Annotated in this window: 24 protein-coding genes and 1 pseudogene; 14 read left to right on the top strand and 11 right to left on the bottom strand. The window is 70.8% G+C overall.

What is annotated here, in order from left to right; translation table 11 throughout:
• Nucleotides 1-135: 135 nt before the first annotated feature.
• Complete coding sequence (locus ACZ4VL_RS06180; RefSeq protein ID WP_468196441.1) at nucleotides 136-1,215, top strand: MvdC/MvdD family ATP grasp protein; 1,080 nt, start codon at nucleotides 136-138, stop codon at nucleotides 1,213-1,215.
• 62 nt (nucleotides 1,216-1,277) lie between these two features.
• Here the strand turns inward: ACZ4VL_RS06180 and ACZ4VL_RS06175 are convergent, their stop codons facing one another.
• Both ACZ4VL_RS06175 and ACZ4VL_RS06170 read right to left on the bottom strand, forming a co-directional pair.
• Nucleotides 1,278-3,263: a RiPP maturation radical SAM C-methyltransferase gene (locus tag ACZ4VL_RS06175; protein ID WP_468196438.1), complete on the bottom strand. Its 1,986-nt coding sequence runs from the start codon at nucleotides 3,261-3,263 to the stop codon at nucleotides 1,278-1,280.
• Between the two features lie 89 nt (nucleotides 3,264-3,352).
• The gene (locus ACZ4VL_RS06170) at nucleotides 3,353-3,466 is read right to left on the bottom strand and encodes a pheganomycin family RiPP precursor (RefSeq protein WP_361096263.1); all 114 of its coding nucleotides are present in this window, start codon (nucleotides 3,464-3,466) and stop codon (nucleotides 3,353-3,355) included.
• Between the two features lie 266 nt (nucleotides 3,467-3,732).
• Between ACZ4VL_RS06170 and ACZ4VL_RS06165 the strand changes: the two genes are divergently transcribed.
• Together ACZ4VL_RS06165 and ACZ4VL_RS06160 are read left to right on the top strand one after the other, a co-directional pair.
• Nucleotides 3,733-5,046 carry a preATP grasp domain-containing protein gene (locus ACZ4VL_RS06165; protein WP_468196436.1) on the top strand — a complete coding sequence of 438 codons (1,314 nt, stop codon included), beginning with the start codon at nucleotides 3,733-3,735 and terminating at the stop codon, nucleotides 5,044-5,046.
• A 247-nt stretch (nucleotides 5,047-5,293) separates the two neighbouring features.
• The gene (locus ACZ4VL_RS06160) at nucleotides 5,294-6,400 is read left to right on the top strand and encodes a glycoside hydrolase family 18 protein (protein ID WP_468196433.1); all 1,107 of its coding nucleotides are present in this window, start codon (nucleotides 5,294-5,296) and stop codon (nucleotides 6,398-6,400) included.
• A gap of 412 nt (nucleotides 6,401-6,812) precedes the next feature.
• Here the strand turns inward: ACZ4VL_RS06160 and ACZ4VL_RS06155 are convergent, their stop codons facing one another.
• From ACZ4VL_RS06155 to ACZ4VL_RS06130, 6 genes are all read right to left on the bottom strand, one after another.
• On the bottom strand, nucleotides 6,813-7,403 hold the full coding sequence (locus ACZ4VL_RS06155) for a hypothetical protein (protein ID WP_468196431.1): 591 nt from the start codon (nucleotides 7,401-7,403) through the stop codon (nucleotides 6,813-6,815).
• 212 nt (nucleotides 7,404-7,615) lie between these two features.
• Nucleotides 7,616-7,834 (bottom strand): lactococcin 972 family bacteriocin, encoded by a 219-nt coding sequence (locus ACZ4VL_RS06150; protein ID WP_468196449.1) that lies wholly within the window; start codon nucleotides 7,832-7,834, stop codon nucleotides 7,616-7,618.
• Nucleotides 7,835-8,118: 284 nt separating this feature from the next.
• Nucleotides 8,119-8,271 carry a hypothetical protein gene (locus tag ACZ4VL_RS06145; protein ID WP_468196428.1) on the bottom strand — a complete coding sequence of 51 codons (153 nt, stop codon included), beginning with the start codon at nucleotides 8,269-8,271 and terminating at the stop codon, nucleotides 8,119-8,121.
• A 263-nt stretch (nucleotides 8,272-8,534) separates the two neighbouring features.
• Nucleotides 8,535-8,846, bottom strand: a complete 312-nt coding sequence (locus tag ACZ4VL_RS06140) for a hypothetical protein (protein WP_468196426.1) — start codon at nucleotides 8,844-8,846, stop codon at nucleotides 8,535-8,537.
• Complete coding sequence (locus tag ACZ4VL_RS06135; protein ID WP_468196424.1) at nucleotides 8,843-9,148, bottom strand: hypothetical protein; 306 nt, start codon at nucleotides 9,146-9,148, stop codon at nucleotides 8,843-8,845. The genes ACZ4VL_RS06140 and ACZ4VL_RS06135 overlap by 4 nt, the downstream gene beginning before the upstream one ends.
• Nucleotides 9,149-9,307: 159 nt before the next feature.
• The gene (locus tag ACZ4VL_RS06130; RefSeq protein WP_468196423.1) at nucleotides 9,308-9,472 is read right to left on the bottom strand and encodes a hypothetical protein; all 165 of its coding nucleotides are present in this window, start codon (nucleotides 9,470-9,472) and stop codon (nucleotides 9,308-9,310) included.
• Nucleotides 9,473-9,646: 174 nt separating this feature from the next.
• On the opposite strand from ACZ4VL_RS06130, the gene ACZ4VL_RS06125 reads away from it, so the two are divergent.
• From ACZ4VL_RS06125 to ACZ4VL_RS06090, 8 genes are all read left to right on the top strand, one after another.
• Nucleotides 9,647-9,856, top strand: coding sequence for a hypothetical protein (locus tag ACZ4VL_RS06125; RefSeq protein WP_468196421.1), 210 nt, complete (start codon nucleotides 9,647-9,649; stop codon nucleotides 9,854-9,856).
• Nucleotides 9,853-10,581, top strand: a complete 729-nt coding sequence (locus ACZ4VL_RS06120; protein WP_468196418.1) for a restriction endonuclease — start codon at nucleotides 9,853-9,855, stop codon at nucleotides 10,579-10,581. The genes ACZ4VL_RS06125 and ACZ4VL_RS06120 overlap by 4 nt, the downstream gene beginning before the upstream one ends.
• A 205-nt stretch (nucleotides 10,582-10,786) precedes the next feature.
• The gene (locus ACZ4VL_RS06115; protein WP_468196415.1) at nucleotides 10,787-11,236 is read left to right on the top strand and encodes a VOC family protein; all 450 of its coding nucleotides are present in this window, start codon (nucleotides 10,787-10,789) and stop codon (nucleotides 11,234-11,236) included.
• Nucleotides 11,237-11,400: 164 nt separating this feature from the next.
• Entirely contained in the window at nucleotides 11,401-11,976 is a 576-nt protein-coding gene (locus ACZ4VL_RS06110; RefSeq protein WP_468196413.1) for a DinB family protein, read from the top strand.
• A 130-nt stretch (nucleotides 11,977-12,106) separates the two neighbouring features.
• On the top strand, nucleotides 12,107-12,385 hold the full coding sequence (locus tag ACZ4VL_RS06105; RefSeq protein ID WP_468196410.1) for a dihydrofolate reductase family protein: 279 nt from the start codon (nucleotides 12,107-12,109) through the stop codon (nucleotides 12,383-12,385).
• A 316-nt stretch (nucleotides 12,386-12,701) separates the two neighbouring features.
• Nucleotides 12,702-13,349 carry a hypothetical protein gene (locus tag ACZ4VL_RS06100; protein ID WP_468196408.1) on the top strand — a complete coding sequence of 216 codons (648 nt, stop codon included), beginning with the start codon at nucleotides 12,702-12,704 and terminating at the stop codon, nucleotides 13,347-13,349.
• Between the two features lie 198 nt (nucleotides 13,350-13,547).
• On the top strand, nucleotides 13,548-14,597 hold the full coding sequence (locus tag ACZ4VL_RS06095) for a hypothetical protein (protein ID WP_468196406.1): 1,050 nt from the start codon (nucleotides 13,548-13,550) through the stop codon (nucleotides 14,595-14,597).
• A 120-nt stretch (nucleotides 14,598-14,717) separates the two neighbouring features.
• Complete coding sequence (locus tag ACZ4VL_RS06090; RefSeq protein ID WP_468196404.1) at nucleotides 14,718-14,987, top strand: hypothetical protein; 270 nt, start codon at nucleotides 14,718-14,720, stop codon at nucleotides 14,985-14,987.
• A gap of 134 nt (nucleotides 14,988-15,121) precedes the next feature.
• On the opposite strand, the gene ACZ4VL_RS06085 is transcribed toward ACZ4VL_RS06090, so the two are convergent.
• Nucleotides 15,122-16,051 carry a PI-PLC domain-containing protein gene (locus tag ACZ4VL_RS06085; RefSeq protein ID WP_468196401.1) on the bottom strand — a complete coding sequence of 310 codons (930 nt, stop codon included), beginning with the start codon at nucleotides 16,049-16,051 and terminating at the stop codon, nucleotides 15,122-15,124.
• Nucleotides 16,052-16,302: 251 nt separating this feature from the next.
• On the opposite strand from ACZ4VL_RS06085, the gene ACZ4VL_RS06080 reads away from it, so the two are divergent.
• Entirely contained in the window at nucleotides 16,303-17,241 is a 939-nt protein-coding gene (locus ACZ4VL_RS06080; protein WP_468196398.1) for a GDSL-type esterase/lipase family protein, read from the top strand.
• A gap of 169 nt (nucleotides 17,242-17,410) precedes the next feature.
• Here the strand turns inward: ACZ4VL_RS06080 and ACZ4VL_RS06075 are convergent, their stop codons facing one another.
• On the bottom strand, nucleotides 17,411-18,004 hold the full coding sequence (locus tag ACZ4VL_RS06075) for a TetR/AcrR family transcriptional regulator (RefSeq protein WP_468196396.1): 594 nt from the start codon (nucleotides 18,002-18,004) through the stop codon (nucleotides 17,411-17,413).
• Nucleotides 18,005-18,095: 91 nt separating this feature from the next.
• On the opposite strand from ACZ4VL_RS06075, the gene ACZ4VL_RS06070 reads away from it, so the two are divergent.
• Both ACZ4VL_RS06070 and ACZ4VL_RS06065 read left to right on the top strand, forming a co-directional pair.
• Entirely contained in the window at nucleotides 18,096-19,316 is a 1,221-nt protein-coding gene (locus tag ACZ4VL_RS06070; RefSeq protein WP_468196393.1) for an alpha/beta hydrolase family protein, read from the top strand.
• Between the two features lie 88 nt (nucleotides 19,317-19,404).
• The gene (locus ACZ4VL_RS06065) at nucleotides 19,405-19,797 is read left to right on the top strand and encodes a nuclear transport factor 2 family protein (protein ID WP_468196391.1); all 393 of its coding nucleotides are present in this window, start codon (nucleotides 19,405-19,407) and stop codon (nucleotides 19,795-19,797) included.
• Nucleotides 19,798-20,814: 1,017 nt separating this feature from the next.
• Here ACZ4VL_RS06065 and ACZ4VL_RS06060 read toward each other — a convergent pair.
• Nucleotides 20,815-21,009 (bottom strand): annotated as a pseudogene (locus ACZ4VL_RS06060) (hypothetical protein); the annotation flags it as partial.

Below are 21,009 nucleotides of genomic sequence, written 5' to 3'. Positions count from 1 at the left end.
CGCCCCCCCCACAACTACCGCCCCCTCCCATCCCCACCCCCCCCCCCCCCTCCCCCCCCCCCCCCCCCCCCCCCCCCCCCCCCCCCCCCCCCCCCCCCCCCACGACGGATACCACCCCCACCACGGAGAGCCTCCATGCCAGCGGCCCGGAACACAGACCCCTTCCTCCTCCAGGGCGAACGCTTCGAGGACACGTTCCGGCAGACCGGCGTCGACTACCAGCGCCGTTTCCGCGCGCAGCTGCGTACCCTGCCCGCCCATGTTCCCGAACCGGCCCTCGTCGTGTTCACCTCCGCCCACGACGCCGAGATCGACCGGCTCTCCCTCGAACTGGGCCTGCAGGGTTACCCGCTCTACCGTGTCGACGCGGACGACTGCGTGAACCGCTCCCTCGTCCTCGACCCGGACGCGGGCACGATGCGCATCGACGGCCTGCTCGTCCGGCCGGTCCTGCTCTGGATCAGGCACTTCCTCCCCAACGCCATCGTCGTCGACGGCTCCCCCCTCCTCCACCGCTACGTCCGGGACCAGTGGGCCGCCGTCCTGGAAGTCGTACGCGAGTGGCCCACCACCCACGTCAACCCGCCCGCTTCCCGCCGCGCCAGCCGCCTCGCCCAGGTGCGCCAAGCCGCCGCACTGGGCGTACGCGTGCCCGGGACGGTCCTCGCCAGCAGCGCCGAGGAGGCCGCCGCCGCCCTCGGCTGCCTCCCGACGGACCTGATCGCCAAGGCGGCCGGCGACCACTTCGTCCAACCCGAACCGGCCCGGTTCACCGGCGTCTTCCCCCGCCGCGTGACCACCCGGGTCCCCGCACCGGAGCCCGTCCCCCTGCTGTTCCAGCGCCATGTCCGCCACACGCACGAGGTCCGCGTCTTCAACGTCGGCACGGACCTGTTCGCCTACGAGATCCGCAAGGCCGACCCGAGGGACGTCTGGGCGGACCCCGGAACCGTCTCGGTGACCCCCACAGAGGTGCCCGCCTCCCTCGCCCAGCAGGTCACCGCCCTCCTGGAGCAAACCGGTTACACCTTTTCGGGCTTCGACTTCCTCCTCACCCCCGACGGCACCCCGGTCTTCCTGGAATGCAACGCCAACGGTGACTGGGCCTGGTTCGAGCGCGGCGCCACCGACACCCGCGTCAGCCGAGCCGCTCTCCACCACTTCGTCACCCACCCGGCCCTCGCCCCGACGTCAGCCGTCGACTTCCGAGGCTGACGGCCGAGCGGGCGGTCGGTGCTCCCGGGGCCGGGCACCGGCCGACGGCACCGGCGCCCCGGTCACCGCTCGTCGCCCGCACGCCGTCCCGGACGCCCGGGCAGCCCGGGCAGCCCGGGCCGGAGCGGCAGCCCGAGGGAAAGGTACTTGCCGTCCTCCTCCAGGCAGATGCCGTGCGCGACGCAGGACCCGAGGAACTCCTCGACCTCCGCCCGTTCCACCGGCCCTCCGCCGCGTTCGCCGCCGCCCCGCTCGGTCAGCTCCCGGTGGATGCGGGCGGCGCTGCGCGGGGCGTCGCCGCACAGCTCGTACACCTGTGCCCGCCACCCGGTGAGGGTGGCCTTGCGGCGCCGGCCGCCCCGGGTGTCGAACAGCGTGAGCCAGTCCGGCCCGCGCCGGTAGGTGAGGGTGGGCCGGTCCGCCGAGGCCCATGCGCGTCCCCACGCCTCCACGGCCTTGGCGAGCTCGGCGACGGAGTCCGGGGAGGCGACGTCCGGTGCCCGGTAGTCGAAGAAGTACGCGATCCGGCTGTGGTCCAGCCCGGGGACCGGGAACGCCAACCGGTAGGCGCTCTTGGGGGAGATCTCGCCCATCCCGAAGGAAGGGTCGGTGAAGTACGGGCTGAACCGCTCCAGCCAGATGCGCCCCACGCCGGCGGGGGGCTCCAGATGGGTCAGCAGGGGCACGAGGGCGGCCTGGTCCGCGTAGTCCTCGTCCGTCTCGCCGGGGAAGCCGGCGAGGAGGTTCCAGTCGACGCGGACGCCGTAGTAGTGGGCCCACTTGAGCAGACGGACGTTGAGGAGCCGTGAGGAGCCCTTGCGCATGAGCCCGAGGACGTGGGTGCTGAGGCTCTCCAGGCCCGGCTGGATCTTCCACACCCCGGCCTCGGCCAGCAGGCGTATCTGGTCCCGGGTCAGGTTGGCCTTCACCTCGAAGAACAGGGCGGTGTCCCACACGGACCCGCGGAGGCCGGCGCAGAAGGTGTCGAGGTAGGCCATGTCGAGGATGTTGTCGACGGCGTCGACCGCCAGGACCCGGTGCCGGCGCATCAGCTCCTCCAGCTCGGACAGCGCCCGCGCGGGAGACTTGGCCCGGTACTGCATGCCCAGCGCGTTGAGTCCGCAGAAGGTGCAGTGGTGCTTCGCGCCCCACCAGCAGCCCCGGGAGAACTCCACCAGCAGCCGCTGGGTGTTCCGGCCGATCACCCGGTCCCGGCCGAGGGCCTCCAGGGCGGTGAAGTAGTCGTCGTAGTCCGGTACCGGCAGCTGGTCCATGTCCCGGGTGCGGGTGCCGGGGGAGGGGGTGGTCACCCGGCCGTCGGGGGTGCGGCCGCAGACGCCCGGTATCCCGGTCGGATCGGCGCCGCGCGCCACGGCCGCCGCCAGCCGGGGGAGCGTCACGTCGCCCTCCCCCACGACCACGTAGTCGATGAAGTCGAAATTCCTCAGGTACTCCGGCCCCATGTCCCCGTCGTAGTTCGCGCCGCCGAATACGACGATCAGATCGGGACGGGCTTCCTTCAGGCGGCGCGCCAGCGCCAGGGCGGCGACGTTCTGGATGAACGTCGACGTGAATCCGACGACGTCGAGTTCCGACCAGATACTGCGGGCGGCGAGTTCCTCGATCCAGGCGGGCAGGCGCACGCACCGCAGATCGGCCACGGCTTCCCAGTCCGCGCCGGCCTCGGCACACATTTCGGCCACCTCGGGAAAACGCAGACGGTAATCCTCCACGTCCTCGGTGACCCCGAAGGCAGCCGTCCCGAAGAGCCATTCGCCGAACAGGTGGACCCGTTCGGAAGGGGCTTCGGTGATGACCTCGTAAAGATCCGCGCCCAGCTCGGCGGACAGCTCCAGGTTCGGGTAGACGCTCCGCGCGTCGTGGCCGAAGGAGCGGAGTGCGGCCTGGAGCAGCCCGCACTGGATGGAGGGGGTGTCGGTGCGCGCCCACGGCATGTTCACCAGGCCGATGCGCAACGGCCTCGCCGGGACGCAGTCCGGCGGGAACAGGGGTTGGTCGATCAGTTTCAACTCACCGTCGCCTGACACTGGTTCCTCCGTACGTCCGCTCCGGCAGGCCGGACCCCTCCCCGGCGGGCGGGGAAGGACCCGGGTCACGCGTTGGTCGGTTCGCCGGCTCAGTCCTTGACGTTGCTGGCCGAAACGACGCCGATGTCCTTCACGTTGCTGTCCGAGACGATCTCGGCGACGTCGGATTCCTCGATCTCGGTCCAGACGATTTCACGCTCCATGGTTCACCTCCTTCCTCATATGCGGACATGAGATTCCGTCGGTGAACGGTCATCGATCCTAGGAACCGCCCCAGCCGTGAACAAGGTGGCGATCCGGCCACCGGAACACCCCAGCCGGGTTCCGTGCCCGACTCCTGCGGTGCGTGCGAGGCGGGTGCGCTATTGACGCCCCATTCGGCCGCTTCTCACAATTGGCCGGTCCAGCCGGGCGAGGAGTCCTTCGCCGACCGCCGGAAATTGCACTACGACCACAGGAGTATCACCGCATGATGCGACTGCTCATCGGAAACGACTGGAGCGAGGAGCTGGAGGAGCCGGTCGGGACCGGCTGGGCGGTGCAGCGCCTGCTGTGGTTCGCCCGCGACGGCGACGTCCTCGTCCTGCCCGTACCGCCCGAGGAGGAGTTCCTCTCCTACGTCACCTCCCTGACGGGCACCCGGCGCGACTCCCTCCAGGTGGTCGTCCCGCCTCCCGGCCGTACCGGCACCGGCGCGCTCACCGCGGACCGGCTCACCGACCCCGCGCTCATCGCCGAGCTGCGCGAGAAGACCGCCGGCCGGCCCTTCGACGAGGTCTTCGCCCTCTGGCCCGACGCAGCCGTCGCGGCCGCCGCCGACGCCCTGGGCTGCGCGGGAGCCCTGGAAGGACACGCGTTCCTCACCCAGAGCGGCGGACTGCTCGGCAGCAGCAAGGCCGTCTTCCGGGCCCTGGCCGCAGGCGTGGGCGCCCCCCTGCCCGACGGCGCGGTCTGCGCCGATCCGCGGCGCGCGGAGGAGCACATCGTCCGCCTGCTGGACGGCGGCAGCCCGGTCATCCTCAAGCAGGACTTCGGATCGGGCAGCGACGGCAACGAGATCCTCAGTCGTACCGGGAACGTGGACCTGCGCGGCGCGCGGGAGATCCGCCGGCTCGCCGACCGCCCGGCGGTCTCCGCGTACCTCGCCGAGCGCTGGGACTGGCTGACCGCCGGCGGCCGCGACCGAGTGGTCGTCGAGCGCTACCATCCCGGCAGCCGCGCCTACTTCGCCGAGTTCTGGATCTCCGACGCGGGCATCCGGCTCGGCGGGCACGGCGAGATGCAGTACTGCCCGCTGCCCAACGCCCAGGTGATGCCGGCCCCGGACCTGACCGCCGGGCAGCTGGACTCGCTGGTGGACGGCGGGCACCGGATCTCGGCGGGGCTACGGGCGGTGGGCTACCGGGGGATCCTCAGCGCGGACGCCGTGGTCACCCCTCAGGGCGAGGTGCTCTTCACCGAGTACAACGGCCGCGCCACCGGCTCCACCCACATCTACGAGATCGTCGGCAAGCGGGTGGTCGGACCGGGTTTCGGCACCGACCGCATCGTGCTGGAGCGGGTGTGGCCGAAGCACTGGGAGGTGCCCTCCTTCAGCGCCGCCCTCACCCGGCTCCGCGAGTCCGGCCACGCCTACGATCCGGACACCCGCCGCGGCGCGATCATCCTGGCCGCGTACCACCCGGGCCGCAAGGGCGTCATGCTGTGCTTCGTGGACGACACCGTCGGTGCCGCTCTGCACCGCGAACAACTGGTGGGCGGGTTGTTCGCCCCTACCGCCTGACCAGCCGGGACGACGGCCGCGCTCGCCGCGGAGGCCGCGCACTCGGACCCGGAGCCCCAGCGCAGCGATCGTTCGCGGCGCCGGCGCCCCGCTGCGGACGGGGCACGTCACGGACGTGCTCACTGGGCCATGCAGGGAGTCGTGTGCGGACGTTTGACGAAGCGCGTGCGTGGGTGCGGGTTGCGCTGCGCATGGCTCGGGAGAATCGCCGATGCCCAGGGCACCCCCACGAAAGGTCCTGTTCTCGATGAAGCACATCGGACGACGAGCCGCTGCCGGACTGGCGGCGCTCGTGCTCCTTGGTCCCGGTTCTGCACGTGCCCTCGCCGCGGACGATCCGGACAGCTCCAGCACGGTCGTGGTCCTCAACAAGGGCGACAACAACAAGATCGCCGGACGGGACCTGATCGACGGCAACGACAACACCATCGGTACCGGGCACACCGTCACCCGGGGCACGACGCCGCCCACCACCCCGGTCACCGCCGCGCCCCGTCACGTGGTGGCGTTCTACCAGACCGGTACCACCACGGGCGACGGCACCCCGTACGTCTCCCCGGCGCCCCTGGCCGGGTACGCAGACGTGGTGGAGGTGGCCGCCTTCCACCTCAACGACCCCGCGCAGTTCCCGATCCTCACCCTCAACGACGACGCCCCCTCCGCGGCCAAGTACGCCCCGATGTGGCGCGACATCGCCGCCCTCCAGGCCAAGGGCGTCAAGGCCACCGCCCTCCTCGGCGGCGCCGCACCCGGCACGTACACGCGCCTCGACGCCGACTTCGACATGTACTACCCGCCGATCCGCGACGCCCTCAGGACCTACAAGCTGGACGGCATCGACCTCGACATCGAAGAGACCTTCACCGAGGCCACGGCAGAACGACTCGTCAACCAGCTGCGCGCCGACTTCGGGCCGAACTTCCTGATCACCCTGGCCCCGGTTCCTGGCGATCTCACGGCAGCCGCCGGCAGCCGGCTTCCCGACGTCGACTACCGCACCCTCGAGGCCAACGTCGGATCCAAGATCAACTGGTACAACGCCCAGTTCTACTGCGACAACGGCAGCCTCGCCGACACCAGCGACTACGACGCCATCATCCAGAACCAGTTCCCCGCGTCCAAGGTCGTGGCGGCCGCCATCACCAACTCCGACCTGAACTGCACCGGTTTCGTCGACATGCCGATCCTCCAGAACACCCTGCGCAGCCTCGCCGCCAGGTACCCCGGGTTCGCCGGCGCCGCAGGATGGGAATACGCGCCCTCCCGCGACGTCAACGCCACCAACTGCCCCACCGGCCCCGCCAACTGGTACTGCGCCGTGCGGCAAGCCCTCCCCACGACGACCAGCCCCTGACGCCGACGGCCCGGAGCACGCCTTCCAGCGCGTGCCCCGCGCCCCGCGCCCTTTCCCGGGATGTGGCCACTCCGGCACGACCAGGAGCGGGCGATGCGGATGCGCTGCTCGCCCCGTTGCTGTTCGCGATGTGTCCCCGGCTGTCCGGGCTCACGTTCTGGCAGGAGCGGGTGACCGAGGTGACACGGCGGCACGGTGGGACCCGCCCGGCGCGGTTTCCGTGCCGGGCGCGCCACCTGCGGCCCGCATCGCATGAGGTCCTTCTGCTGTTGCGGCGTCAGGCCGTCGATGTGGGACGCGTCGACCAGGATCTCGTTGGGGGCTTGTCCAGTTCGGCGGAGGGGTTCGCGTCCGCCTGGGAGGCGGATCAGCACCGAATGCTCGCGGCCGTGGGTCGTGTCGGGACGAGGCGTCAGCGACGCCGTGCAGGCGCGGCGGCTTCCGTTCGCCCGTCCGCTCGGCTACGCCGAACGCGCCAGCTCCACACGGTGTGTCCCAGGAGAGCCACGGCGACGACGCATGCTGCGACGCGAGTGACGTTCCAGGTCACGGCGAAAACCGGACCCTGCGAGTCCGCCTCTGCGCTCAGTCGTCGAGTCGCCTCGAAGAACGCGGTCAAGGGAACAAGCAGACGAAACGGAAGGCCGCCCATTCCGGGCGTCCGCGCTACGTTCCCCATGAGTCCCACAGGCGCACCGAAGACGAAAGCCGCCGTTCCCCACACGAGGATTTGCGTCTTGCTGAAGGTGTTGGACTCCATTCCATCCGGAACGGAGGTGGCGTATTCCATTCCGGCCGGAATGGTGGGATTCAAGTCCTTGAAGACGTAGTACGTGACCACGCCGATGGCCAGCCCCAAAGATGCCAGCAATGCCGACTCGATTTTGGATCGACGAAAATAGCCCACCAGTAACGCATAGCAGGCCCATGGCCACCCGCTGGAAAAAACAATACTCACGGCGACGCAGACGGGATTGTCGCATTTTCCGGCAATGGGGCCCATCAGGCCGAGTAGTGAACCCGCTCCGAGAGACACAGTGACCGGCGCAACGCGACCGCGCGCAAGGTGCATGATTGCCCTTCCCCCGTTCAGTGGGTGGGTCCGAGGCGGAGGTGGCGCCGCTCCGGGGCTGCGCGGACAACTGAGCAGCCCCAGAGCGGCTCACCAACCTACCGCACCTTCCGCGGAGTTACTGCTCGGACGGCGATCAGGGCCTAATCGACGCTGTAGTAGGTGGAGCAGGTGTACGCGAGACCCGCAGTGAGGTTCGCGTGAGAGGTGATGCGGGCTGCGGCCCCAGCGTGACGCGTATTGCCCGCGAGCTTCACCGTGGACGAGTGCCCCTTCGTCTGGTGGAAGTAATTCGAGTAGCCCGCTGGACGGGCTGAGGCATGCTGCGACTGCAGGCCGAAAGAGCCCGTCGAAGCGTCCATCTTGAACGTCACCGCACCCCATTCAGAGGGGTTTCCCAGCTCGGTGAGGGCGGGCGCGCCGAGCCTCATCGGCCCGGGCCCGCACCACCGCGCGACCTCCAGCGGGCCTGGGGGGGGGGGGGGGGGGGGGGGGGGGGGGGGGGGGGGGGGGGGGGGGGGGGGTGGGTAGCGGACGAGGGAAGGGAAAAATCTCCCCCCCCCCCCCCCCCCCCCCCCCCCCCCCCCCCCCCCCCCCCCCCCCCCACCGCCCCCGCGACCCCGTCGCCCCCCCCCAGGCCGGTAGATCAGTAGGAGTCGTACTCGCCGATCCAGTCGATGACGAAGTGGACCTCTCGACTGCTCTGGTTCCAGAAGTCGACGAGACCGTACGGGCCCGGCTTTGCCTGGACCAGGTTGGGGACGTCCCGGCCCGCCGTCCAGTTCAGCACGGAGGACACGGGGCGCGGGGGCATCGGAGGGGGCCCGTTGAGGTAAGGGCCCAGCGGGTAGGGGTCCGGGGCGACGGTTCTCGGCGTCGGCGCACTCGTAGTACGGGGCGGGCACGGGCCAGCCGCAGCCGGTTCTCGTGGCGGCTCACCGCGGTGATCCGCTCGGAGCCCGGCTGCCCGGCGGCCAGGACCGCGAGCGGGCCGACCGCGCGCCCCGGACCCGGACGACCCGGGCCCGCTTCGCGTACTCGCCCACGCTCTTCCGGCTCGGCCTACTGCCAGAAGAGGGTCTCGATGATGATCTGTGGTTCGGCGGTGCGGGCGATGAAGACGTACCGGAGCCACCCGCGCCCGTGGTCGAAGTAGAGGAGGTGCGCTCCGCGGGGCTGGGTGGAGCGGACTGGTTCGATGCTGACCTTCGCCGTGTCGAGGTGATCGTCGCGGTACGGGTGATACGAGCACTTCAGTTCGGTGACAGCGTCGATGACCTGGTCTCTTACCTTGCGTGGAAGGCTGTCACGGTATTCGGCGGCGCTCTTGGTCCAGTCGGCGGCCCATGGCGGGCCGGTGAAATCGGCGGTCACTCGCCGGGCCCGAGCCGGCTCACCCGGTGGTGGATCTGCGCTGCCTCTTCCAGGAAGGTCTTGGCCTTGTCCGGGGCGGCCGACTGGGCAGCCCGTTCCTCGAGATCGCGCACGTGGTGGTCCAGCTCGGGATCGCGCGCAAGGGCGTACTCCGCCCACCAGCGGGCCAGGAAGGCCGGAGCCGCACCGATGTCGTAAGTGTCCGCGATCTTCGCCCGCCAGTTCGCCTCGAAATCGGCCAGGAGCTGGGGCGTGTGCGCGGCGATCGCGGCACGCAGGGCGGGGATGCTGCGCTCGGGCATTGGGGGCACACCATGGGGGCGCCCAGGGGCGGTCGTCACGTCTCCTCCTGCACTCGACGTTCGCCACGATAGTCGCCGACGGCTCCGGGAACGACGGCTATCACCGCGTTCGCGCACGGGCCACGGCATGGTGCGCTCCAGGGCCTGGATGCCGTCCAGTCACACGTCCACCGCCTTTGAGGCCAGGTCTTCGACCGCGTCGTCCGAGCGGGTCGTGATCTGCGGGTTCTCGGCGACCCGCACCTGCCTGCCGGCCTGCAGCCGGGTGAAGCGCAGCACGGCGCTCGCCGCCGGACCGGGTAGGGCCAGCAGGAGCCCGCGCACTCGGGAACCCGGAAAGGTGGTGGCGTACCCGGCGCGGGATTCGGCCAGGTCCGGTGGCTTTGTGCCATTCGTCGGCAACCCGCCTCCCGCGTCACCGAGACCCGGCTACACAAGGAGGCTGGGAGGCGTCCTGCCGCCCACTGTGATGGCCGGTCTTGGGGGAGGTCTGGACGGTTGCTGACCATCAACGTGGCCGTGCTGCTCGTCGTCATCGTCTTCTTCCGGCTTCGGCGGCGTACGCAGGCCCGCAGCCGCTTCGACGAGAGGATGACCGTCGTCATCGTCCTGGCGCTGGGTGTCCTGCTCGCACCTACGCCGGTCGGCCAGGGAATCATGGACGTCCTGGGACAGCTTGCGAGTGGCGTCACGCAGGCCAGCCGATGAGCCCCCGCCAGCGCAAGGGACGAGCGTCGACGACCCGACGCCCGCCGGTGCGGCGGCGCACCCGCAGGCCCGGCAGGCGGCGGCGCGCAGAGGACCGGCTGGTCGGTCTCCTCGTGGCCGCGGCCCTGGCCATCGCCATGGTCGTGGCCGCCGTCAACTGGTTGCTGGCCCACTGGTGGGTCCTGATCGCCATCGGCGCGCTCGCGGTACTGGCCGGCGGGGTCTGGCTCCGCCAGAAGCAGCAGCAGGCGCGGTGGGAAGCGGCCCGCGCGCAGAGACTGCGCTACGACCTGTCCCAGCTGGATGCCCTGCACCACTCCCGGTTCGAGGACGCGGTGCGGGACCTCATGCGCCGCGACGGCTGCCAGGACGCAGTACGCGCCGGCGGCCGCGGCGACTTGGGCGCCGACGTGAAGGCCACCGACCCTTACGGGCGGCGCTGGGTGATCCAGTGCAAACACCGCCGGAACGGCCTGGCCGGCTCGGCCGTGGGTACGCCGGACCTCCAGGTCCTCAATGGCACGGCCCGCCCGGTCCACGGCGCCGATATCGCGGTCATCGTGACCAATGGCCGGGTGACCGCACCAGCCGTGGCCTTCGCCGAGCAACAACGCCTCCACGTGGTCGACCGCCACGCCCTCGGTACCTGGGCGTCCGGCTCACGCCCCCTGTGGGAGCTGCTCCGCGCAGTCCCGCCACCTCGCAAACCGACGGCCCTTCCCTGAAGCCGCCGCCCGCGGCCGCGTCCGCAACCAACCCTGGTGACACCGGCGTTCGGATGACCCATCGAGATGAAGGACGCGGCTGCCGGGCTCCCGCGAGCGGACCCGCGCGTGAGGTGCCGGGCGCCAGGCTCGCCGGTCGCTATGTCGCGCAACCAACCATGAAACCCGTCCGTGTGCGAGTGGACACAGTGGGTAGACGCGCGGCATGACCGTGCAGAAGACTCCCGTAATAGCCCTTGACTGCGCCGACCCCAAGTCCCTGGCGCAGTTCTACGCCGACCTGTTGGGGGCAGAGGTCCGGCCCGGCCCCGCCTCGGACGACGTGGACGTGGTGGGCGCGGCCGGCGTCAAGATCGCATGCCGCCGTGACGCCGGTTTCGCGCCGCCGAGTTGGCCCCGGCCGGAGGACTCGCAGCAGGCGCACCTGCGGATCGAAGTGGCCGCGGCCGACCTCGACGAGGCAGAGCGGGAGGCGGTGTCGCTGGGCGCCCGCCCGCTCGCCACCGGCAGCACCAGCACCAGCACCAGCATCGACTCGGGCATCCACACGGAGGGCGGTTTCTGCTCCGCCCGCCTCCTCAGCGATCCCGCCGGCCACACCTTCGCCTTGATCCCGGCGGATCCTTCTTCGGACCCCGCCACGGAGGGTGGTTGAGGGTTCGCACGCAGCCAGCTCGGGACTACCAGGATGAAACGACACCATCTGTCCGACCTGATGGACTTGGACTCCGTGGAGGCCAAACGGGGCGGTCAACCGCCGGCGGGCCCGGATGCGGTATGCAGTGGCGGACGAAAGCCGATGAGCACCATGATGTGATCATGGACTCAAGCGAGCGCGACAACGAAGCAGCGGTGACTCGGTGGACCCCTTCCACCCGCTACCCCGACATGTGGGTCGACCCGGATGACGACCCGCGCGAGACCGGACTCGAGACGGTCGGCGAACGCGCCACGCTGCTGGAGAGTCTGCGCCACTTCCGCCTGACCATCGAGATGAAGTGTGCGGGCCTGGACGCCGAACAGATGGCCCGGCGCTCCGTACCGCCGTCCACGATGTCCCTGCTCGGGCTGGTGCGGCACATGGCCGAGGACGAACGGCACTTCCGCCGGCTGGCCGGTGAGGACTTGCCCAGGATCTACCGCACCGCTGAAGACCGTGACGGGGACTGGAACGGCGCGCTTCCCGACCCGGCGGTCGTGGAGGACGCCTGGCGGCAGTGGCGGGCCGAGAGCGAGGTGACCGACCGTTTCATCGCCGGCTTCGCCGACCTCGGCACGCGAACCGGGGAGGCGCCGCTGCGCGAGATCCTGGTGGCGCAGATAGCCGAGTACGCGCGGCACTGCGGCCACGCCGACCTCCTGCGCGAGAGGGTCGACGGCCGAGTGGGCCAATGATCAACGGTGCCGTTGAAGGTGTAGCGGGAGCTGACCGTCCTGTTCCCGCCTGCGCAGGAGGGCCTCCTACGATCCGGCGCGTGCTGGATCCCGAGCTGCCGGAACGGATCACCGCGCGCCGCGCGGAACTGTGAACGGTTGCCCGACTGCGCGGGGGAACTCCGGCGATTACCTCACCGAGCACGAACTGATCGACGAATACCAGATCTTCGTCCAGCCGGTCGTCCTCGGCGGCGGCAAGCCCGTCTTCCGCAGCCCGCAGCAGCGGTTCGAGCTCACCCTCGTCGAGTCCCGGGTGTTCGACGGCCAGGTGACCGTGCTCCGCCACCGACCGGCCACCGGCCCCCCGCAGGCCCCCCCACCCCTCCGCAACCGGCGAGTGACCAGCCACGACGGTCCGGTGCCGTAACCGCGCCGACGTGGCCGATCCGCTCCTGCGGTCGACGGGCCTGTCCGGGCCCGTCACCGACACCGTCACCGCCGGCGAGTCCGAGGAGCATCTCCCGGTCGGGGCTCCGGCTCCTGCGCCCGGCCCAATGGCTGGGCGACGAACCCGGTGGGGAGACCGTGGCGATCGGGTGATATGGGCTCCACGGCCGTGATCACCCCGGATCCGGCGCGTTCCTGAGTGTGCAGGCGTCCCACGCGAGCACGCTTCCCGCCCCTCGGCCGGCCGGGCCTGTGCCTCCCAGCGGACCCACACCCACCACAGGAGAAGACCCATCATGGCCATCCGCACAGTGAGGCGGCGCTTCGCCTCCCTCGGCACCGTCCTGGCACTGGGCATCGCCTTGCCCCTCTCCCTCGGAGCCACGCCCGCATTCGCCCAGGGCGATCTGAACATCACGAAGGCCCACACGGGGGCCTTCGCCCGAGGCGGGCAGGGGACCTACCTGATCACGGTCAGCAATACCGACGAGACGGACGCCATCGGCCCGACGGTGATGACCGACGCCCTGCCCCAGGGCTTCACAGTCGCCACTTTCGACGCCACCGGGGACTTTGGCGCCTGTGGCGTGGACGCCACGCTCACCGTGGTCACCTGCAACACCGATTCCCTGCCCCCCGACTCCCTCTACACGGTGGAGATCGTCGTCGACGTGGCTGCAGACGCTGCCTGCACCGTCACCAACACCGCCACCGTCGTCGAGCAGGCCGGAGGCGGCCTCAGCGCCAGGGCCAGTGACCCGACCCCCGTCACCGGCGGCGACTGTGATGCCGCTGACGGGGACGGCGGCGGCAGCACGTCGATCCTCCCCGTCGACCTCAGCGGCCTGATCCCGATCTACAACAACATCAACACCAACACCAACTTCGACAGCCCCGGTGCCAGCAACACCCACAGCCAGACCTTCGGGGCCACCGCGCCCTGAACAACGCCGCCCCGTTCGTGTTTTCCCGTACTGCACTGCCGTGTCGGGGAGTCGACCGCCGGTGGCGGGCTTCCGAAGCCGGCGGCCGGAGTGCGGTAGAAGAAGGAGGTACGCATGTCCGTTCCCACAGGATCCGTCATTCCACGTCCCGTCCGGCCGCAGGTTCGCTCGTTGACGGCTGCCATGCTCGCGACGGGCATGTCCCTGGCTCTCCTGCCGCTGCTGGCCGGGCCGGCCCGCGCACAGGGCTCTTGTGTGCAGTCCGGCAACCAGGTGGTGTGCACGTTCGACTACACCGGTGCGGCCGACACGTTCACCGTGCCCAGCGGCGTGACCCAGCTGTCCGTGGAGGCCCGCGGCGCTTCCGGAGGCGCAGGAACCGCTGATCCCGATCCCGGAGGGGCCGGGGGCGCCGGTGCCGTGGTCATGAGCAGCCTGACCGTCACGCCCGGACAGACGTTGCAGGTCAACGTCGGCGGTATGGGCAGCGCCGGGACGGAAGGCGGTCCGGGCACCGGTGGCTTCAACGGCGGGGCGTCCGGCGGGGCGTCGGACGCCGCCCACGGCGGTGGTGGCGGGGGCGCCTCGGACGTTCGCTCCGGAGCCTTCGACCTCCTCTCCCGGCTGGTGACGGCCGGTGGTGGCGGCGGCGGGGGCGGGACCTCCGAGCTGGCCGGCGGCGGAGGCGGCGCCGGCGGCCGGTCGGGTTCGGACGGCGGCGACGGCACCCCGGGCACCGACACCACGGGCGGCGGTGGCGGCGAGGGCGCGACCCCCACCGCGCCGGGCGACGGCGGGACCGGAGGGACCGGCGCCGATGACACCGGTGGGGACGGCGACCCCGGGACCTTCGGCACCGGCGGCCTCGGCGGCCCCGGCGAGGCCGGAAACCCGGGCAGCGGGATCACCGCCGGCGGTGGCGGCGGAGGCGGAGTCTTCGGGGGTGGCGGCGGAGGCGGCGGCGGCATCACCAACACGGAGTTCTCGGGCGCGGGCGGGGGCGGCGGCGGGTCCAGCGCCGGACCCGCGGGCAGTACCTTCACCACCGGCGCGAACACCGGCAACGGGCGGGTCATCCTCACCTACGCACTGCCCGAGCCTCCCGACGGCACTGACGGCACGTCCGTCCTCCCCGTCAACCTCAGCGGGCTGATCCCGATCTACAACAACATCAACACCAACACCAACTTCAACAGCCCCAAGGCCAGCAACACGAACACCCAGAATTTCGGGGCCACCGCTCCCTGACAGAAAGCACCCCACAGAGCCGCTCCGGTCGGACGGCCCCGGCCCGCTGTGAAGGGGCCACTCGGGCGAACAGCGGCTCACGACCCGTTGCCGGGCGGCGCTGACGGCGTTGGGGTCGACGTGGCTCACAACACCCTCGCCCGCGCCGCGGCCGGTACCGCGCTGGCCGTCCTCCTCGTCTCCGTCTCCGCTCCTGCCGTCCAGGCCACTCCCACCGCCGCACGCCCCGGCGCGGAGGACCTGGCCGGCCCCCTGGCCGTCGACAACCTGTTGTCGCTCGACTTCCTCGCTCCGACGGTCCGGGACGCGAAGCGCCAGGTCGGCGGCCTCGTCTCCGGGCTGTCGCCGGCCCCGGCCAGTGCCTTCGGCCTGAGCCGCCTGCTGAAGTAGAACGACCTGACCGGAGCGCCATCACAACGACCGCGCCACTCTCGGCGTGGCCACATCGTGAGGGAGAGCGGGTGCGGGTGTACGGCACTGCTCGTGACGGTGCCGTACACCCGCCGACCGCTGGAGCCCGTGCCCTACCGGAACAGACGGTCGCCCGGGGTGGCCATGCGGTGGGTGCCGCCGTGGCGGTTCACCCAGTCACGTACGAGGTTGACGGAGTTGGCGCACTGCCAGCCGTCGTCGTACTCGCGCACTCCGGTGAAGGCCCCGTAGCCCGCGATGATGCCGTCCACACGCCCGTCGCCCAGCAGTTTGTCGACGTACCACGGATCGTTGTAGGTGGTCGTCCAGGAGAGTGTGGCCGCGAGCCGTCCGGCGTCACGGTCCCCGGCACCCTTCTTCAGTTCCGCACACGTGTAGTACGTGGCCTCCGTGCAGTTGCCGAACCCCTTGGTGATGTCGCTGTCGCCGTAGTCCATCGCCCGGCGGCCGGTGGGGAACCCGGAACCGGACCGGTCGAAAGCGCCGCGGACCTGGTCGCGGGTGCCGGTCGTCGTTATGCCTTCGAGGCTGCCGAGCCTGCCTTCCAGGCTCTTCCAGCCCCGGCCGCCGACGTCCGGTGTGCTGCCGCCGTGGTACTCGTAGAACCCGTAGAGCACCTGGATCCCGGCAGCCGTCAGCCGCTGCGCCTTGTCGCGCAGTCCGGCGACGCTGCACCCGCGGTTCTCCTGCTCTCCGCAGTAGTTGGGGTCCTTGATGTCCAGCCAGACCAGCGCCAGCCGGCGTCCCGCGCCGGCGTGCGAGAGAACGCGGTCGATCATGCTGTCGAAGCTGGGGCCCAGCCGGTTGTCACCGGCCGAGGAACAGTCGTGGTAGGCCCGCCATTCGTTCGGGTTCCACCAGGCACAGACGTCTATCTCGATGCTGTTGGCACCGTGTTTGAGCGCCGCGTCCACGCCGTCGAGGGTGTCGACGCGGTGCGCGATGGCGTATATCGGGCGTCGCTGATCGGCTGCTGCCGCCGGGGCCGTACCGACCGCGGTGACACCGATGATTGCGCACATGACCGCGACCAACGCCGATAACATCCGCGGGCCGGCACTACGCCTGAGGTGAGTGGTCAAGAAAGTACTCCTTCACGTCGGTGTCCTGAGCGGACGGTCGATCCCACCAATCACGTGTTGACGCCAGGTAAATGTATGTTGAATGAAATAGGGGAGAGCGTGGCTCCCGAGTGGCGAAGCGTCAGGGGAGCGGCCAGCAGGGGCCGTTAGAGTGAATTGATCACTCTCGAAGAAAGGCCACGGCGCTCACGGTGACCGAGTCCCGCCCCCACTCCCTGTTCTCCTTCGGCACGTTGCGGGACGAGCACGTCCAGACGGCTCTCTTCGGCCGGCGCGTGCCTTCCACCCCGGCCGCGCTGGCCGACCACGCGACCCGACCCCTGCCGATCACGGACCCCGCCGTCATCGCCACCAGCGGCCTGGACGTCCACCTGACCCTGGAACGCCGGCTCGGTGCGGCGGTCGAGGGCGCCGTCCTGCACCTCACCGACCGGGAACTCGCCGCCGCCGACGCATACGAGGTGGACGACTACGTCCGTCGGAGGGTGGTCCTCTCCACCGGGGACACCGCATGGGCCTACCTGGACGCAAGGCCGCTGAGGCCGGCCGCGCGGATCATGATCGTGGGCGACAGCATCGCCTACGGACGCTGCGACCCGCACGGCGGTTGGGCGGCCCACCTCGCGACCGCGCACATCGCGACCAACGAGGTCGACCACCGGGTCTTCAACCTCGCCGTACCCGGCAGCACCCTCACCGAGGTCAGCGAGCAGACGCCCGCACTCATGGCACCGCGCCGCCCCGACACCCTCCTCGTCGCCGCCGGCATCAACGACAGCGCCCTGCCGCTCCTCGCACCGGGGAACGGGGCCGACGGTCTCGCCCGTGTCGAGGACGCCCTCGCCGCACTGGCCGCGGCGGCCCACCACCACAACGCCCGGCTCGTCGTCGCGGGACCCCTGTGGCTCGACGAGTCGCGCACCGGCGACTACGCGGGCCTGCGCTTCACCCGGGAGCGGGCACTGGCGCTGCGCACCGCCGTGCGGACCTGGTGTGCGGCGAACCACGTCGACTTCCTGGACCTGTGGGAGCCGCTGCGCGACCGTGCCGAACTGTTCTCCGACGGCCTGCACCCCACGACGGAAGGGCACGAGGTGCTGTACCGGCACCTGCTCGCGGTGGGCCGCTGACGTCCGGCGTTCCCGCGCGTCACCGGGGGCGGTGCGGTTCGTCGTACGTCCCCGGTGGCCGTCCGCCCGGTCCGGGTCCGTCCGCCGCCGCCGGCCCGGGGCACCCTGGACAGGGAGCGGTTCGCCGCGGCGCGATCCCCGGGGCCGGGGGTGCGGGCGCGGTCCGCGGTCAGGTCTGCCGCGGCGTGGCCGTGCTGCCGAGGAGCCGGTCCACGAGGAGTTCTGGGTATCCGGAGGCCGGCGGGTCGATGCCGAAGATCGCCCGCAGGTAGAGCGGCGCGACGAGCTGGTCGAGGATCTGGTCGAGGGGCGGGGGGACCTCGCCGCGGGCGGTGGCGCGGTCCCGGATGCGCTCGATGGCGCCGATGCGGCGCTCGAACTGCTGCGCGCGCTCCCCCTGAGCGGTGGCGCTGCCCGGCATGGACAGGGCGACGGCGCGGATGAGCAGTCGCCCTTCAGGGGTGCGGATGCTCGCGACGCCGCTTTCGGCCCATGCCGTCAGGTCGCCGCGCAGGGTTCCGGTGTCGGCCAGCGGCCAGTCCCGTTCGAGGCGGGTGACGACCACGTCGGCCAGGAGTGCCTCTCGGCTTCCCCAGCGCCGGTAGACGCTGGTGTGGTTCACCCCGGCGCGCTGCGCGACCGCGGGGATGGTGAGGTCCGCGCCCTCGGGGTCGGACAGCAGGTCGATGACGGCCTGGTGGACGGCCGCGCGGACCTGCTCGGGGCTCTTGCGCAGGCGCGGGGCCGGTTGTTTCGAAGTCACCCACCCATCGTAAGCACAACTATTTGCTTATTGGCGCCCGGGGGGTCTACAGTCCTGCCGTACGCACAGATCTGTGCTTAAGGAGAGAGTGATGAAGCCGTTGCTGTTCCCCGACAACCCCCAGTTCTGGTACGAGACCCTGCGCTCGATGAGCCACATCGCCTATGGGGGCGCCGACTTCGGTGAGGTCGTCTCCACCAGCGCGCGCATCAAGGAGGGCGACTACGACAGCTGGCACGAGGAGTGGACGGCGACCGCCGACCGGGTGGCCGCCGAGGCCCAGCGGGCCCTGGACGGGGGCCACACCGTCAGTGCCCGGGACGGGTTCCTGCGCGCCTCGAACTACTACCGGTCGGCGGAGTTCTTCCAACACGGCCACCCGTGCGACCCCCGCCACGACCACACCTACGACCGCAGCGTGGAGTGCTTCCAGGCCGCGGCCGCGCTCTACACCCCCCGCATCGAGCCGGTCCGCATCCCCTACGAGGGCACCACCCTGCCCGGCTACCTCTACCGGGCCGACGACACCGGCACGCCCCGCCCCACCCTGATCATGCACAGCGGTTTCGACGGCACCGCCGAGGAACTCCACTTCAGCGGCGCCCTGGCCGCCGTGGAACGCGGGTACACCGTCCTGACCTTCGACGGCCCGGGTCAGCCCGGCCCCCGCCACCACCAGGGCCTGGTCTTCCGCCCGGACTGGGAGAACGTCATCACCCCGGTCGTCGACTTCGCCGAAACGCTGCCCGAGGTCGACAACAGCCGCATCGCGCTCCTCGGGAGCAGCATGGGCGGCGTACTCGCCCCCAGGGCAGCAGCCTTCGAGCACCGCCTCGCCGCCCTGATCGCCGTCGACGGCATCTACGACCTCGGCCAGATATCCACCCGCAACATCCCCGGCGACCGCGACCAGGCCGAACGGCTCCTGCGCGCGGATTCCGCTCCCGAACTCGACGCACGCTTCGAACAGATCATCGCCCAGGACGCCACCGCGCATTGGGCGATCAACCACGGCATGTACGTGATGGGCGTCGAAACCCCCCGGGCCTTCAGCGCCGCCTACCTCGACTACACCCTCGCAGGCGGCATCGCCGAGCAGATCCAGTGCCCCACCCTCGTGTGCGACGCCGCCGAGGACGAGTTCTTCAAGGGCCAGCCCGAGCAGCTCTACGAGCACCTGACCTGCTCCAAGACCCTGCTGCTGTTCACCACCGAGGAGGGCGCCGGTGCTCACTGCCACACCGGCGCCATGCGCCTGGCCCTCGCCCGCATCTACGACTGGCTCGACACCACCCTCGCAGCCGTCGCCTGACAGTCGCCCCGGTACCGCCCGGCACCCGTATCGCCCCTTCTCACCCGAACCGGTCGCCCGGACCGCCTCACACCGCAAGGAAGCCCCGATGAACCGCACCGGTATCGCCGCCGCCCTCGACGACCTGCTCTTCAACCACGACATCACCCTGGAAGAGGCCGCCGAGCGCCACTTCACCCCCGAATACCGCCAGCGCACGGACGGCGAGTGGGCCGACCGCGCCGAGTTCCTCGACCACATCAGCCACCTGCGCAGCATCGTCGCCGGGGGCACGGTCGAGGTCCACGACGAGCTGTACGACGGCAACAAGTACGCCGACTGGCACACCTGCCACATCACCAAGAACGACGGCACCACCGTCACCATGGAGGTCTACGTCTTCGCCGACCTCGCCCCCGACGGCCGCTTCCACCGCATCGAGGAAACCACCCTGATGCTGAACGGCTCCGACGCCGACCGCAACATCGGCAGCGCCCGCTGACCCCTCGCCCATCGTTGGCCGTCCCGCACCCCGCACCCCGCACCCCGCGACCAGGCCTCGCGGACGGACCTGCCGTCCGCGGAAGTCTTCTCGGCGGGGAGGATCTGAGTACGCGCACTCATGCATCCGCGTCTCCGCGCACGGCAAGGTGAAGGCGGCCGTGTGACCCGGTCTACCTCAGGGCGGGCCACTGGCCCGGCAGGGGCGCCCTGGGCGCGCCGGAGACGGTCACCGCCGGACCCTCCTCCCGAGCGGGGGAGGAGGCAACCGATGGAGCACCGGTCCGTGGAAGACGACCAGCTCCAACGTCAACCTGCGTAACGGCCACAGCACCAGGGACTACTCCAAGGGCCTGCTGGCCAAGGGCACCAAGATCAACATGCAGTGCACCTGGCTGAGCGGCGACGGCAAGGACCTCTGGTACTACGGGCAGGTCAAGTCCGGTGTTCATCAGGGGACGTGGGGCTGGATTTCGTCCGTCTACGCCGGGGTTGCATAAACGCTGCCCCCGTCCATACGGGGGTGAGGTCGCTCAAACGCGTGTCCGGGCCGTGTACGCGCTGACGGGCTTGTTGAGCTCGAAGCGCAGATGGGTGTGCGGTTGCCGGACGACTACCGGAGCCGCCTCACCAGCGTGGGCGCCGGGGGCGCGGGCGCGGGTCCCGTGTACGGCAACCAACGTTGGAAGCACCGATGTTCGCTCCCGAGCGCACCGTGGGCGCCATCGTCATATCCCTCCACGGCTGCGCCCAGAGGGAGTGGCTGATCGTCGGTGGTTCCCCTCGCGGCATTCGGTAGCTCGCCGGGCTCCCGGTCGGGCGGGTCGGCAGTCGGTGTTGCTGGGGTCCTCGGCCGTGAGGCGGAGGACGAACCGCCGAACGAGCTCCCGAAGGGGTTCCTGGCCGGTCATCTGCAGGTCGCGGACCAGGTCCTTCCCCCGTGTCGACGGAACAGCGCGGCGGCCCGGGCGCAGCGTCACGCGTGCGGGATCCGTGCGCTCCGGCGTTGTGGCGAGCACTACGCGCCCCCGTGCTCCGGCCCGTCCGCTCCGCGGGTGCGCCACAGCAGTGACCAGGCGTGCAGCGGTGTGGGGTCGACCAGAGGAACGGAATGCAGTCCGGGGGCTTCCGGCAGGGATATGTCGGCGGGCAGCAGTGAGAAGCGGAGCACCGGCGTGAACCGCTTCACCGACAAGACCATCCGCATCACCGG

The sequence above is a fragment of the Streptomyces sp. NPDC029014 genome (assembly GCF_055564695.1).
Note: the sequence above shows the minus strand (reverse complement) of the source record. Positions and strands in the feature narration are given on the sequence as shown.

Excerpts from the sequence above, each read along its gene's own strand:
- ACZ4VL_RS06135 (WP_468196424.1), bottom strand. The coding sequence starts at position 9,148 with ATGCCCGAGCGCAGCATCCCCGCCCTGCGTGCCGCGATCGCCGCGCAC.
- ACZ4VL_RS06150 (WP_468196449.1), bottom strand. The coding sequence starts at position 7,834 with ATGGACGCTTCGACGGGCTCTTTCGGCCTGCAGTCGCAGCATGCCTCA.
- ACZ4VL_RS06180 (WP_468196441.1), top strand. The coding sequence starts at position 136 with ATGCCAGCGGCCCGGAACACAGACCCCTTCCTCCTCCAGGGCGAACGC.
- ACZ4VL_RS06120 (WP_468196418.1), top strand. The coding sequence starts at position 9,853 with ATGAGCCCCCGCCAGCGCAAGGGACGAGCGTCGACGACCCGACGCCCG.
- ACZ4VL_RS06095 (WP_468196406.1), top strand. The coding sequence starts at position 13,548 with ATGTCCCTGGCTCTCCTGCCGCTGCTGGCCGGGCCGGCCCGCGCACAG.
- ACZ4VL_RS06155 (WP_468196431.1), bottom strand. The coding sequence starts at position 7,403 with ATGGGCCCCATTGCCGGAAAATGCGACAATCCCGTCTGCGTCGCCGTG.
- ACZ4VL_RS06160 (WP_468196433.1), top strand. The coding sequence starts at position 5,294 with ATGAAGCACATCGGACGACGAGCCGCTGCCGGACTGGCGGCGCTCGTG.
- ACZ4VL_RS06115 (WP_468196415.1), top strand. The coding sequence starts at position 10,787 with ATGACCGTGCAGAAGACTCCCGTAATAGCCCTTGACTGCGCCGACCCC.
- ACZ4VL_RS06170 (WP_361096263.1), bottom strand. The coding sequence starts at position 3,466 with ATGGAGCGTGAAATCGTCTGGACCGAGATCGAGGAATCCGACGTCGCC.
- ACZ4VL_RS06085 (WP_468196401.1), bottom strand. The coding sequence starts at position 16,051 with ATGTGCGCAATCATCGGTGTCACCGCGGTCGGTACGGCCCCGGCGGCA.
- ACZ4VL_RS06070 (WP_468196393.1), top strand. The coding sequence starts at position 18,096 with ATGAAGCCGTTGCTGTTCCCCGACAACCCCCAGTTCTGGTACGAGACC.
- ACZ4VL_RS06110 (WP_468196413.1), top strand. The coding sequence starts at position 11,401 with ATGGACTCAAGCGAGCGCGACAACGAAGCAGCGGTGACTCGGTGGACC.
- ACZ4VL_RS06100 (WP_468196408.1), top strand. The coding sequence starts at position 12,702 with ATGGCCATCCGCACAGTGAGGCGGCGCTTCGCCTCCCTCGGCACCGTC.
- ACZ4VL_RS06065 (WP_468196391.1), top strand. The coding sequence starts at position 19,405 with ATGAACCGCACCGGTATCGCCGCCGCCCTCGACGACCTGCTCTTCAAC.
- ACZ4VL_RS06165 (WP_468196436.1), top strand. The coding sequence starts at position 3,733 with ATGATGCGACTGCTCATCGGAAACGACTGGAGCGAGGAGCTGGAGGAG.